This is a genomic window from Sneathiella sp., assembly GCF_047631475.1.
Lineage (GTDB): Bacteria > Pseudomonadota > Alphaproteobacteria > Sneathiellales > Sneathiellaceae > Sneathiella.
Genome location: NZ_JBLHZT010000014.1, coordinates 43276 through 57207 on the forward strand (window position 1 = coordinate 43276; position 13932 = coordinate 57207).

Annotated in this window: 12 protein-coding genes; 9 read left to right on the forward strand and 3 right to left on the reverse strand. The window is 48.7% G+C overall.

The genetic code is table 11. From position 1 onward, the window contains the following. Window positions 1–64 precede the first annotated feature (64 nt). From bcp to ACJAYR_RS07945, 4 genes are all read left to right on the forward strand, one after another. The gene (gene bcp / locus ACJAYR_RS07930) at window positions 65–526 is read left to right on the forward strand and encodes a thioredoxin-dependent thiol peroxidase (protein WP_415236105.1); all 462 of its coding nucleotides are present in this window, start codon (window positions 65–67) and stop codon (window positions 524–526) included. Window positions 527–537: 11 nt separating this feature from the next. Next, complete coding sequence (locus tag ACJAYR_RS07935) at window positions 538–1350, forward strand: ferritin-like domain-containing protein (RefSeq protein WP_415236106.1); 813 nt, start codon at window positions 538–540, stop codon at window positions 1348–1350. Between the two features lie 116 nt (window positions 1351–1466). Further along, complete coding sequence (locus ACJAYR_RS07940) at window positions 1467–2921, forward strand: peptidoglycan DD-metalloendopeptidase family protein (protein ID WP_415236107.1); 1455 nt, start codon at window positions 1467–1469, stop codon at window positions 2919–2921. A gap of 23 nt (window positions 2922–2944) precedes the next feature. Continuing rightward, entirely contained in the window at window positions 2945–3367 is a 423-nt protein-coding gene (locus tag ACJAYR_RS07945; RefSeq protein ID WP_169544963.1) for a bactofilin family protein, read from the forward strand. A 68-nt stretch (window positions 3368–3435) separates the two neighbouring features. On the opposite strand, the gene ndk is transcribed toward ACJAYR_RS07945, so the two are convergent. Continuing rightward, entirely contained in the window at window positions 3436–3858 is a 423-nt protein-coding gene (ndk, locus tag ACJAYR_RS07950; RefSeq protein WP_169544962.1) for a nucleoside-diphosphate kinase, read from the reverse strand. Window positions 3859–4007: 149 nt separating this feature from the next. Between ndk and ACJAYR_RS07955 the strand changes: the two genes are divergently transcribed. Beyond that, window positions 4008–5924 carry an ABC-F family ATP-binding cassette domain-containing protein gene (locus ACJAYR_RS07955; protein WP_415236108.1) on the forward strand — a complete coding sequence of 639 codons (1917 nt, stop codon included), beginning with the start codon at window positions 4008–4010 and terminating at the stop codon, window positions 5922–5924. A gap of 25 nt (window positions 5925–5949) precedes the next feature. On the opposite strand, the gene ACJAYR_RS07960 is transcribed toward ACJAYR_RS07955, so the two are convergent. Beyond that, window positions 5950–6399, reverse strand: coding sequence for a DNA polymerase III subunit chi (locus ACJAYR_RS07960; RefSeq protein WP_415236109.1), 450 nt, complete (start codon window positions 6397–6399; stop codon window positions 5950–5952). An 8-nt stretch (window positions 6400–6407) separates the two neighbouring features. Continuing rightward, a complete protein-coding gene (locus ACJAYR_RS07965; RefSeq protein ID WP_415236110.1) occupies window positions 6408–7916 on the reverse strand; it encodes a leucyl aminopeptidase in 1509 nt (502 codons plus the stop codon). Between the two features lie 246 nt (window positions 7917–8162). Between ACJAYR_RS07965 and lptF the strand changes: the two genes are divergently transcribed. The 4 genes from lptF to ACJAYR_RS07985 all read left to right on the forward strand — a co-directional run bounded on the left by lptF (window position 8163) and on the right by ACJAYR_RS07985 (window position 13911). After that, window positions 8163–9290 (forward strand): LPS export ABC transporter permease LptF, encoded by a 1128-nt coding sequence (gene lptF, locus ACJAYR_RS07970; RefSeq protein ID WP_415236133.1) that lies wholly within the window; start codon window positions 8163–8165, stop codon window positions 9288–9290. Beyond that, a complete protein-coding gene (lptG, locus tag ACJAYR_RS07975) occupies window positions 9290–10384 on the forward strand; it encodes an LPS export ABC transporter permease LptG (RefSeq protein WP_415236111.1) in 1095 nt (364 codons plus the stop codon). The genes lptF and lptG overlap by 1 nt, the downstream gene beginning before the upstream one ends. A 4-nt stretch (window positions 10385–10388) precedes the next feature. Next, complete coding sequence (locus ACJAYR_RS07980; RefSeq protein WP_415236112.1) at window positions 10389–12551, forward strand: LPS-assembly protein LptD; 2163 nt, start codon at window positions 10389–10391, stop codon at window positions 12549–12551. 91 nt (window positions 12552–12642) lie between these two features. Then, window positions 12643–13911: a peptidylprolyl isomerase gene (locus ACJAYR_RS07985; protein ID WP_415236113.1), complete on the forward strand. Its 1269-nt coding sequence runs from the start codon at window positions 12643–12645 to the stop codon at window positions 13909–13911. Window positions 13912–13932: the final 21 nt, after the last annotated feature.

Genomic DNA, 13932 nt, shown 5'->3' on the forward strand with positions numbered 1-13932 from the left:
CTTGTATATGCAGCGTGTCACTGCTAAGTGAGAAACAGCACACCGTTCAAATGATGAGGCAAGAATGACAGAAGAAGGTACACCGGTCCCCCAATTCAGTATGCCAACCGATACTGAAGGCACTCTTTCATCAGAAGCGCTGAAAGGACAAAAATATGTTTTGTACTTTTATCCCAAGGATGACACACCGGGCTGCACAACAGAAGCAAAAGGCTTTACCGAACTCGCTGAAGAATTCTCCGCTCTGGATGTAAAAATCATCGGCGTCTCTAAAGATCCTATTGCAAAGCACGAGAAATTCCGCGCCAAACATGACCTATCGGTTGTTCTGGCAAGCGATGAAGACGGTGAAACCTGCGACGCCTTTGGGGTTTGGGTCGAAAAGAATATGTATGGCCGAAAATATATGGGTATTGAACGGGCTACCTTTCTTATTAGCGCCGAAGGAACCGTTCAAAAAATCTGGCGTAAAGTTAAAGTCAAAGGACATGTCGAGGCTGTGCTGGACGCCGCAAAAGAACTTTAAGTTTGCCGATCATGACAACATTATGTGATCTGGCACTAGAGGTTCTAAAAACCGCTGATGCAGCTAAGAAAGCAGGGTTAAGCCGCCGGGCGGCAGAAGCTTGGCGTGCTAACCCACAAATGCCGATTGGTGAACCTTCCGCCATCCCCGACCGTCCAGCAAGACCTGCCCGGCCCGTGCTTATCTCCCCAACAGAAATGCCCCGACGCCGCGGGCAATCCGCAGAAGCAAGGGCGACCCTACTGCACGCCGTTTTGCATATTGAATTAAACGCCATTGATCTTGCGTGGGATATGATTGCCCGTTTTACCGGGGAGAAGTTCCCGCGAGCCTTTTATGACGATTGGGTGCGTGTCGCGGACGAAGAAGGGAAGCATTTCGGCCTTTTGTCCGATCGTGTTGAACAACTTGGTTACTGCTACGGTGATTTTCCCGCCCATGATGGGTTGTGGGAAGCCGCATTCACCACCCGGAACGATGTCTCTGCCAGACTTGCGGTTGTCCCCATGGTTCTGGAAGCCAGAGGCCTCGATGTAACACCGGGCATGATTAAGCGATTCGCCAAAATAGGCGATATGGAAAGTGCCGATATCCTCCAAATTATCCTGGAAGAAGAGATCGGCCATGTGGCGACAGGCAACAGGTGGTTTCAATTTATGTGTCGCAAAACTAATTTAGATCCGAAAGAATACTGGCAGGAAACAGTTCGAAAGAACTTCAAAGGCCTTTTAAAACCACCATTTAATGAGGAAGCACGGCAACAGGCCGACATGCCGTCAGAGTACTATATTCCACTTTCCTTCAAAGAAAACATCAAGACATGACATCTCCCCTCTTATTCATTAATCCGACGGGGAAGAGTTGAATTTTTTCTAAAAATCAGTTTAATAGGCGCGGGCTTGGCAAGGGGATTATGCCAGACAATTCTATGGGGAATTTCATGAAGTTTAGACCTGTGATAAGCAGGATTTTTGTTGAACGTCAAATCATCATCAGTTCTCAAGGTCACTTGAAGCATTTCAAGATCAGTAGCCGGGCACAAATGTCTGCGGCTCTCTTGGGTTTTTCTTCGTTGGCACTGGTTGCCGGGCTGGTCGTCAGCCATACTCAACAAAGCAACCAACTTGCTTTTCAAAGTAATCAGCTGGATTTATTGCAGGAAAAAGTCCGCACTGTTTCTTCCAATTTATTGCTGTCTCGATCCAACCTACAGCTCACTAAAACCGAACTGGATCAACAATATGCCCGTTTAGAAGAAATTCTGACGGAACGTCAAACGCTTGAAAGCACCCTTCAGACAGCGGCCGCCAACCTGAAACAAACGGCTCATGACCTTGATAGCCGGGATCAATATGCGCGCGATCTGGAGAACCGGATCAGTCTGTTGACTGACAAGCTGAAAATGACGAATGAGCGCAGCGAAAATCTGTCTCTGGAAATCACAAAGATGAACAAGGCGCTCTACCATACCACGGAAGAGCGCGACCAGTTTGCCGAAGCCAAACTGATTGCTCAGAAGAAGCTGTCTTCCCTTAACCGGGAACTCCAGATGTTTCAATCAAGCAAGGACGAAATTTACAATCGCCTTCAATCAACGAAAAAACGGTTAAATGCGTTTGAAGAAAGCCAGCGGCAAAAAGAAGCGGCCGAACGCAAACTTAAATCGCAAATTGCCAGCCTTGAATCCCGCCTGCATACAATTTCCACTGAAAACAAGGAATTGATCGCCCGTGTTCATGAACAGGCTGTGCAGGGAATTGATGCCCTGAAAGAAACCATTACCCTAACAGGGCTTGATCCGGACGATATCCTGTCATTGGATAATATTGAAGGAAAAGGCGGCCCCTACTACGGCCTGTCTGGCGCAAAGAACGCTTTGAAAGCCGAACAGGACTATTATGACAATGCGCAGAAGATGGAACTGAGCTTGGCCAAATGGACCTCTTTGAACTCCATCATGAAAAATATTCCTTTAAGCCGCCCAACTGATGTTGGATTTGTATCATCAAGTTTCGGCATGCGTCGGGATCCTATTCGCAAGAAACGGGCCTTCCATGCGGGTATGGATATCAGCGGCCCAAAAAACACACCTATCTATTCAACAGCGCCGGGCGTGGTCAGTAAGGCTGGCCGGGATGGTGCCTATGGCTTGATGGTCGAGATCGATCATGGACAGGGCTTTAAAACCCGCTACGGACATTTGAAAAAAATATATGTTAAACGTGGTGAACAGATAGAGTTCAAAACAAAAATTGGTAAAATGGGGTCAACCGGCAGAAGCACAGGCCGCCACGTCCATTACGAAATTCGATATAACGGTAAACCACAGGATCCGGCGAAGTTTTTTAAAGCAGGAAACTATGCCTTCCAGTCAGCCCCGAAAGAAACCGAATAGTCCATTCTTAAAGGAATACCCGAATGTTTTCAGGAACCGGTGATAAAAAAGGTAAAAGTAATGTGCCACAGGATGGGATGCCATCCATTATCGCGAAAGGTCTTGTGATTGAGGGAAACCTGAATTGCGATGGTGAATTGCAGGTCGATGGCATTGTCACAGGCGATATTTCAGCGGAAACCCTTTGCATTGGGGAAACCGCTCATGTGACAGGTGAAATCGATGCGGGTGAGATATTAATACGCGGAAAGGTCGATGGCGGCATCAAGGGCAACAGTGTAACAATTTCCAGCTCAGCCAGTGTTCGGGGCGATGTTATTAATTCATCTTTGAGCATCGAACCCGGCGCCAAAATCGATGGTCACTGCAAGCATAGTGATAACCCGCGCGAAGCGGCAGAACCGATTGCCTTATTCTCTGAAGCTGAAAAAACGATCAGCGAATAACAGATCCATAGAACCATAAAAAAAGGCCCCGAGAACCGGGGCCTTTTTTATTCGGATTGATGTCCGTATTAGCCAACGATTTCAGCGCCAGCAAAGAAATACGCGATTTCGATAGCAGCATTTTCTGCGCTGTCTGAACCATGTACAGAGTTTGCTTCGATGCTTTCTGCAAACTCTTTACGGATTGTACCTTCTGCAGCGTCAGCTGGGTTTGTTGCACCCATAACTTCGCGGTTTTTAGCAATCGCGTTTTCACCTTCCAGAACCTGCACAACAACAGGACCGGAAATCATGAAATCAACAAGTTCGCCGAAGAAAGGGCGTTCTTTATGAACTGCATAAAAAGTTTCTGCATTTTCGCGGGTCATCTGAATACGCTTCTGCGCGACGATGCGCAGGCCAGCTTCTTCCAGCTTGGCACAAACAGCACCTGTCAGGTTACGGCGGGTTGCATCTGGTTTTACGATAGAAAATGTACGTTCAATAGCCATTGTGATCACTCTGGTTATGTTGGGAAAAATTCGTTATTGCGCGCCTTATAGCGGGACTAGCCGCGCCCTGCAACTGATTTACGGTTTTTTTCACTAATAGGCGGCTATTTTCCTGTTCTGATCCTATAAAGCCTGATAGATACCCTCCCATGTTACAGATCCAAGATATTACATTCCGAATTGCCGGCAGAACTCTGCTTGAAGAGGCATCCATCCATATTCCCCTCGGACACAAGGTTGGCCTTGTTGGTCGCAACGGGACAGGTAAATCCACTTTGTTCAAGCTGATCACCGGGGAACTCCACCATGACAGCGGCGACATTCGCCTGCGGAACGGCGCACGGCTGGGCATTTTGCCCCAGGAAGCCCCTTCTGGTCCGGAAAGCCTGCTGCAGACTGTTCTCGATGCAGATCTGGAACGAAAGTCCCTGCTGGAAGAAGCCGAAACAGCAACGGATCCGGAACGGATCGCCGAAATTCACACGCGCCTTGCGGACATCAACGCGCACACAGCTGAAAGCCGGGCTGCCAAAATTCTGGCCGGTCTTGGTTTCGATCACGAAGCCCAGCAACGCTCTTGCGCGTCCTACTCTGGCGGTTGGCGGACGAGGGTTGCCCTCGCCGGAACACTTTTTGCGGAACCTGATCTACTACTGCTTGACGAGCCGAGCAACTATCTGGATCTCGAAGCCACTTTGTGGCTTGAGAATTTTCTACGCTCCTACCAACGCACATTGATTATTATCAGTCATGACCGTGATCTGCTGAACAACGTGGCAGAAACCATTGTGCATCTGGAGGAGCTGAAGCTTCATAAATATTCGGGCAACTACGACTTCTTTGAAAAAACACGGGCCGAGAAACTTGCTTTGGCTGCTGGAATGGCCAAAAAACAGGAAGCACAAAGAAAGCATCTGCAATCTTTTGTTGATCGTTTCCGGGCGAAGGCATCGAAAGCCAAACAGGCACAAAGCCGTGTAAAAATGCTCGAAAAAATGAAGCCCATTGCCTCGGTAATGGAAGAATATACGGTTAGCTTTGATTTTTCCTCACCTGATCCGCTGTCCTCGCCAATACTGGCGATGGAAGATTGTCAGGTCGGATATACGGCTGACAAACCTGTTTTAAGAAACCTGAACCTGCGAATTGATATGGACGACCGTATCGCCCTGTTGGGATCAAATGGAAACGGTAAGTCCACCTTTGCCAAGCTTATCGCCGGCCGTCTTAAAACACAGTCTGGTCAATTGCAAAAGTCCAACAAACTTAAAATCGGTTTCTTTGCCCAGCACCAACTGGACGAAATGCGCCCCGACGAGTCAGCGTATCAGCATCTTGCTGACATCATGCCCAACGCCACGGAACCAAAGGTTCGTGCAAAACTAGGCAAGTTCGGTTTTTCAAGAGACAAATCCGATGTAGCTGTTGCGCAATTGTCCGGTGGTGAAAAAGCCCGTCTTAACTTCTGTCTGCTTTCTATCGAAAAACCACATATTCTGATCCTCGACGAGCCGACAAACCATCTGGATGTTGATGCGCGTGAAGCTTTGGTTCAGGGCCTGAACGAATTTGACGGTGCCGTGCTTCTTATCAGTCACGATCCTCATTTGGTGAGTTTGGTGGCTGACCGTCTCTGGTTGGTCGGTGACGGCGGTGTCGCGCCCTATGAAGGCGACATGGAAGAGTATAAAAAATATGTACTCGATCAGGCTCGTGCGGCGGCATCAGGCAAAAAAATGGCGCCTCCCGGCTCCATCCAGCAACAGCCCACTGCGCCTAAGCTAAGCAACAAAGAAGCCCGACAGGCGCGCGCCAATGCACGGGCAGCACTTGCCCCAAAGAAGAAAGAAGTCAATCGGTTAGAGAAAGTTGTTCAAAAACTAGAACAAGATATTCAAAAATTTGAAACCCTGTTGGCGGCCCCTGAAACTTACGACAAGGGCGCAGACTACCAGGCCGAGTTGGCTGAAAAAATCGGGAAGTTGAAAAGCGATCTAGAGGCTGCTGAAGAGCAATGGATGATTGCCTCGGATGAATTGGAAAGCCTGAAAAGCCCGTCCCTTTAAAGGACGGCTCGGGGCGGTCATCGGATCAGGCTTTTTTCTGCCAGCCGGTTTCCGTCTGTTGCCAATAGGTAACGTTTACACCTTCAGATTTAAACTGTTTCCAACGGTTACGGGCTGCGTCCAGCGCCGCGTCATCATTGCTGTCGAACATATAAAGGCACCGCTCGAAGTCATTCAAATCAGCGGCCTCACTATTTTCCAACAAGACCAGCACATCCGAGCGGTTCAGATTTTCTTCCCCCTCCAGCGCGAGAAAAATGGGCTGTTGATCCGCAGGCCCTTCTTGCGCGGTTCCATGCGGTAAGAATGACCCTGCTGAATAAGTCCAAAGCGCTGTATTCAATAGATCCTGCAGATCTTCTGTTTTGAAGCGAACGAGCGCCCGCATACCCCGCTCACTTACTTTTTCAAGTAACCGAGGCAGGGCACGCTCTAGAGGCTCAGCCTGTAGATGATAGAAACTGACTTCTGTCATCAGGGCGTTTATTTCCCTTCGTAGTTGTCCCGAACAAACCGATCGAGCAAACGAACGCCATAACCGGTTCCGCCTTTTGGAACAGTTGGCGTGTCTTTCTTGGACCAGGCCATGCCTGCAATATCAATATGTGCCCAAGGTGTGTCGCCCACGAACTTTTTCAGGAATTCAGCGGCGACAATAGATCCCGCACCGCGACCCCCGGTTCCGATATTCTGAAGATCGGCAATCGGTGACTTGACCTGTTCTGCATATTTATCAGACATCGGCAGGCGCCAGACGCCTTCACCGACGCGTGTACCCGCCTGATAAATTTTATCAGCAAGCGCATCGTCATTTGAAAACAGCCCGGCATTTTCATGCCCCAGCGAAATAATAATAGCGCCCGTCAAAGTCGCCAGATCAATCATGATTTCGGGCTCAAACCGGTCTTGTGTATAATAAAGCGCATCGGCCAGAACCAACCGCCCTTCGGCATCCGTATTCAAAATCTCGATGGTTGTTCCTGACATCGCTGTAACAATATCGCCGGGGCGTTGCGCATTACCGTCTGGCATATTTTCCACCAGACCAATAACGCCGACCACATTGACTTTGGCTTTTCGCCCAGCAAGCGCCTTCATGAGACCTGTAACCGTGCCGGCGCCGCCCATATCCCATTTCATTTCTTCCATACCGGGCCCCGGTTTCAAAGAAATACCACCGGTATCAAAACAGACACCTTTACCAACAAAAGCAATCGGTTTACGGGCGCTTTTCTTACCAGATGCACCGTTCCAGCGCATGATGACCATCTGGCTTTCTCGAACAGAGCCCTGCCCGACACCGAGTAGAGCCCCCATTCCCAAGCGGCGCATTTTGTCTTCATCAAGGATTTCAACCTCAACACCAAGATCTGTCAATTCCTTGCACCGATCAGCAAATGTTTCAGGATGCAGCGTATTGGCAGGTTCGCTGACGAGATCTCGCGTCATGAAAACACCCTCTGCGACGGCTTCAAGATCGACAAAAGTCTTGCGAGCACCTGCTGAAGTTTTACAGGCAACAGTCATCCGGACAAGGGATGGTTCCGACGCTGGGTCATCTTCTGTTTTGTAGCGTGTAAAACGGTAAGCCGCCAATTTAGCACCGAAAGCAACAAAGGCTGCAGCGTCACTATCCTTGACAGCGCATTCCCCTAATCCATCCAGAATAACCGTTACATTCCGTGCACCGGAACTGTTAAGTTTTTGAACAAGGCGTCCGCCCAGATCTTCCAGATCTGTTTGGCCAATTTTTTCGCTTTCTCCCATCCCGAACAGAACTACACGGGAGACGTCCAGACCGTTGGGGGCCAGAATTTCCAGTAAATCCCCTTTTTTACCTTTAAATCGACTGGTTTCCAGTGCGCGTGACAAAACGCCCCCGGTTAAGTCATCGACCTCTTTGGTCATCGGAGAAAAACTGTTATCCGCATAGACCGGAACAGCCAACGATCCACGCTTTGGAAGTGAGATTTCGGAAAAGGCGAATTTCATTTTCAATACCTAATTTCTTTTGGATGTTTTCATATTTCAATTCAATCTGACCTTAATCCTTACCCCAGCATCCCGATTGCCGCAACCGGCAATAACGTCCTTTTTCACACCCGAAAAGAACGTCGATTGACTAACCTCTTTCTTTTTCAGACTATTTGTTCGTCTTTCGGCGAATTTTCAGTGCATTTATGATGCTTCTGTGTGGCGAATAAAAAATCATTCGCTATACTTCCGCCCATGACGAATATGAACCGGTACATAATCCGCCAAATGTTGGCTCCGCTTATCTTTATCACCTTCGCGTTGACCGGGGTGATATGGCTGTCACAGTCATTAAAGTTTGTTGAAAAACTGATCAACGGATTACCGATCTCGACTTTTCTCTATTTAACGGTCCTGCTTCTGCCCGGCATCCTGAAATATACACTCCTTCTGAGCCTGTTTTTTGGAACTCTGTTTGCCTTTAACAAACTCTATTCAGAATCCGAGCTGGTCGTTATGTGGGCGGCCGGCCTAAGCAAATGGGCGCTCGCAAAACCCGCAATGTATCTGGGATTTTCGGTCATGCTGTTTCTGTATATCATCAGCTTTGTGCTCAGCCCGTATGGCATTCGCGTCCTGGATGAACTCAGGGTCGAATGGCGGGAAAGCCTTGCGTCTGTTGTTCTGCGAGAAGGTGTGTTCAATACATTGGCCCGAGGTGTTACCGTTTATATCCGGGAGAAATCCTCCACGGGGGAACTGCTGGGTATTCTCGTTCATGACGAACGCGATCCAACAAAGCCCGTCACCTACATGGCCGAGCAAGGCGCGTTTGTAAAAACCGAAAGCGGCCCGCGCTTCGTCATGAAAAAGGGCAACTTGCAGGAAGTAAAGAAGGACCTCGCCAAACTCAGCATTCTGTATTTCGATGACTATACATTGGATATTAGCCAGTTTGAGAAAAAGGGCGGCGTCAGATGGCTGGAACCAAATGCCCGGTACCTGAATGAGCTGCTATGGCCGGAAGACTCTGTAGACACGCGCCGAAACCTCAACAAAATCAAGGCCGAGCTGCATCAACGCATCGTTTTACCGCTTTATGCGATCAGTCTTATTTTTATTGGGATCGCCGGGGTAAACACAGGCGAATTTACCAGAAGAAGTCGCGTAAAACCCATATTGACAGCCGCCGTATCGGGCGTGTTGCTCATTGTCCTCGCCATGGTCTTATTTAGTCTTGCGGGCAGTGCCCCATGGCTAACACCGATTTTATACGTCACCCCTATCGTTGCCGCGGCTATCACCGCCCATTTGGCAAGCGGCGGAAATTTCTTCAGGTCAAAACCGGCCACAAGTAACAGCGCAACCATGCTAAGCGGGAGCGCCGACTGATGAAGCTTTGGGGGACACTTTCCTTTTATATGGGAAAACAGTTTTTAAAAAATGTGGGAATTATCCTAGGGGTTCTGGTTTCCATCATCTTTTTAGCGGATCTGATTGAACTTCTCCGCCGAGCAAGTGGTAAAGACAATATTACGGTTTTTATCGTCCTGCAGATGGTCTTGTTGCGCCTGCCTGACCTTACTCAGAAACTGCTACCTTTTATTGCTCTGTTTGGCGGCATGCTGACATTCTTCAGGCTGTCCCGTACAAACGAACTCACAGTTATTCGGGCAACCGGCGTCTCCGTTTGGCAATTTTTGTTACCTTGTTTAATGATTTCCCTGTTCTTTGGCATATTTGTCCTGACAGTCGTCAATCCAGTGGCGGCGACCATGGAATCCTATTCGGCCCAAATGGATGCGAAATATTTCAAAAAACGCACCAATCTCCTCATGATCTCTTCAAAAGATCTTTGGTTACGCCAGGTGGATGACAGCGGTCTCTCTGTCATCCATGCCAGAAGCGCGATCAATCAAGGCGTCGACCTGACGGATGTGATTATTTTCCAGTATGACAAAAACGAACAGTTTACCGGACGGATTGAAGCAGAACGCGCCCGCCTTCGGCAAGGTTACTGGGACCTTGATAATGTTCTGATGACAAGCCCAGACCTCCCCGGTGTTGTTAAGGATTATATGCGTTTGGAGACGTCGCTGACCGTCAATCAAATTCAGGAAAGCTTTGCCTCTCCCAAGACATTGTCCTTCTGGGACCTCCCTGAATTTATCGACACTCTTGAAGAGGCGGGTTTCTCGGCTCTCAGCCATCGTTTGTATTGGCATAGCCTGATTGCAGGTCCCGTTTTGCTTCTGGCCATGGTTCTGGTCGCCGCAACCTTTAGTCTGCGCGCAACAAGACGAGGGCATACCGGACTGCTTGTGATGTCCGGAATTGCAACAGGCTTTGTATTTTATTTCTTTACCGATATTATCCAAGCACTTGGTATGTCAGGAAACCTTCCTATCCCCCTCGCGGCATGGTCACCTGCAATCACGATTACATTGTTAGGGCTAGCGATGATGTTTCATTTGGAGGATGGTTAAGCGTATGAAGGGATTATTGGGTATCCTCCTGACAACGACCATGCTGACAATCGCGCATCTACCCGGCGCCCTTGCAGCAAACCAGCAGTCAATCCCCGGACTTGACAAAGAGTCGTTGTTTTCTGCTGACAAAATTGAGTATGACAAGCAGAACGAAATTGTCACTGCCATTGGCTCTGTCGAAATTGTCCAGGGAGATCGGGTCCTCAAAGCTGACAAAGTTATTTATAACGTCCGTCAGGATACAATCGAGGCCGTCGGCAACATTGCCTTACTGGAACCAAGCGGTGAAGTCGTCTTTGCGGATAAAGTGGAATTACAGAACGAACTGAAAACCGGGGCAATCCGGGATATTCGGGTGTTGTTTACAGATAATTCCAGACTGGCGGCGCAGAGCGCCGTTCGAGTAGACGAGAACACTGTTATCATGAACAACGCGGTCTACAGTACTTGCCGGATTTGTGAGACCGACCGGAACGCAGCCCCCCTTTGGCAGGCTAAATCATCAGAAGTCGAACATGACAAGCTCTCCAAAACCATAACGTACCGGCATGCCGTTATGGAATTTTACGGCGTTCCTGTACTTTACACCCCCTATTTCAGTCATCCGGACCCAACCGTTGATCGACTAAGTGGCCTGTTGGCGCCTTCGTTTAAAAACTCATCTGATCTGGGCTACGGAATATCCGTTCCTTATTATTATGTGATTTCCGAAGACAAGGATCTGACTGTCACACCAACCGCGACAACCAAAGCCGGCCTTCAGGTTGCAACGGAATACCGGCAGGCTTTCAGAAAAGGCAATATTGAGCTGGACGGCTCCTTAACCTATGTGGAGGAGCGCGATAATAATGATGACAAAACCGGTGATAAAGAATTTCTGGGTCATTTTCGCGGCAATGGCCAATTCCAAGTTAATTCAACATGGAGCTGGGGCTTTGACACGTTCGTGACCAACGACGACACCTATCTTGAAAAGTATGACATCAGTGATGCGGATACACTCACCTCAAGCGCCTATATTCAAGGTTTGCGAGGCCGAAATTATACATCAATAAGCGCCTGGGGCTTCCAAGGTCTGAACGCAGACGATAATTCCGGTGACATTCCAATCGTGCCTGCCTGGCTTGAATATTCCTATGTGGGCGAACCGGATAGGTACGGCGCGCGATTTGATGCGAATGTCGATGCCTTAACGCTGTTCCGTACGTCGGGACAGGATACATCAAGAGTATCAGCAAGTGGCGGCTGGCATTTGCCCTATACAACGCCCAGCGGCCAGGTCATCACTCTGGATGCGAATATTCGTGGTGACCTCTACTATACTCAGGACCAACTGGAGAACCCGTTTGATACGACAAGTGAAACAACAAACGATTTCACCGGCCGTATCATTCCGTCTCTGTCTGTAAAGTGGAATTACCCTTTTGTTCGCCATGCCGGAAATACCCGTCAATTGATCGAGCCTGTGGTTGAAGCGGTATGGTCAGAAGCGCTTGGCAGTAAAAACACGCCAAACGAAGACAGCCTCAGCTTTGAATTTGACGACACCAACCTTTTCGGCTCCAACCGCTATGCCGGCCTTGACCGTGTTGAGGAAGGCCCTCGCCTGAACTATGGCATCAATCTGGGCTTTTATGGCTCTGGTGGTGGTTATACGACCTTGTTGTTGGGCCAAAGCCTGCATCTGGACAATGAAACCAGCTTTGACGAAGGAACCGGGCTTGAGGATGAACTGTCTGACTACGTCGCCAGGCTAGAAGTACAACCCACGGATTTTGTGAAATATACACAACGGGTACGGATTGATCAGGATGACCTTAACCTTGATCGAAATGAAATTGAATTTCGCCTTGGAACAGATGATACCTGGTTTGAAGTTGGCTATCTTCGCTTGCGGGATGACCTTTCAGCTGTTGAAGTTGAAAAGCGAAATGAGATTTATACAGCGAGCCGTATAAAATTGAGTGAATTCTGGAGTACATATGGCCAATATCGCCGCAATCTGGAAAGTGATGGTGGGTCAATTGATGCTCAACTGGGTCTGGAATATCTGGACGAATGCTTTGGTTTTGCGATCGAACTTAAACGTAAATTCACCCGCGACCGGAATGTTAAACCTTCAACAGAAGTTGGTTTCAGAATAAGATTGCTTCCGTTCAATTGATAAGGTTCACAAATCCCTGCATGTGGTGGTATCCTCATGTGAATTCAGACTGATGTCCAACAACTGATTAAGTTAAGTATCGAGAACTCGAATGATCACGCTTCGCACATTAATAGGCTCCCTTGTTGTCGCCGCCTTTCTTTCCCTGAATGCTACGGCAGTCAAGGCGCAAGAGGTGCAAAAAATTGTCGCCGTTGTGAACGATGAAGTAATTTCCGGTTATGATCTGGTTCAACGGATTTCACTGACAATTTTGATGTCTGGCATTCGCGATAGCCGAAAAGCCCGTCAGGAGCTGGTCAATCCAACCTTGCGACGCTTGATTGAAGAACGTCTGAAGTTGCAGGAGGCCGCGCGCTACAACCTCACTGTCACAGATCTGGAAATGAACCAGGCCGTTGACCGGCTGGAAAAACAAAATAACATTCCTTCAGGACAACTGGATACGATCCTCGCAAATCGTAATATTTCCATCGATACCCTGCTGGAGCAAATTCGCGGACAGTTGGCGTGGGATAAAGTTATCCGGCGTCGGATCAGCCCGCGGGTTCGCGTCACAGATGAGGAAATCGAAGCTGCCCAAAAGAAAATGCGCGAAAACAAGGGCAAAAACGAGTATCTGATCAGTGAAATTTATGTCCCTGTGGAACGACAAACGGACGAGCCTAAGATCCGGGAATTGCTCAGTCAGTTGCGGGAACAGATGAAAAGCGGCACCCCCTTCCCGCGGATTGCCTCACAATTCAGTCAAGGACCGACAGCCGCAAAAGGTGGTGACATTGGCTGGACTATGGCTGAAGACCTGCCGCCAGAAGTTGCGGCAGAAGTCGGCAGCATCAAAAAGGGGCGTGTCTCCTCTGCCATTCGAACATCTGATGGCTATTACATGATTGCTGTTCGTGATATCCGGCAGATTTTGGGAGACACAACCAGCAACGCAACGCTGGAACTAAGCCAGCTTGTCATCCCGCTGTCACCCGCGAAAAAGACCGGGCAGGAAAACAGTCAGGTAAAGTTGATCAATTCACTAAGCAAGTTCATTGATAGCTGCAATTATGTACCGGCAATGCTCAATGAAATTGCGACGACTGAAAGTGGCAAAATGGGTCGCGTTCAATTGAAAAACCTACCTGAAAAATTCCGAAACCTTGTAAAGGATTTGGAGCCGGGTCAGGCAAGTGCGCCGTTTTTGGACAAAGATAAGTATCGTATTTTTATAGTGTGTGATCGCCGTGACCAGAATAGTCAGGGAGACAGCGAAGATGCCATCCGTCAGATGATCGGTGTTAAGCGGATCGAGGCTCGTGCCCGCCGGTATCTGAAAGACCTGCAACAGGAAGCCACCATCGAGACACGTTAAATTTCGTTCACTCTATAGAAA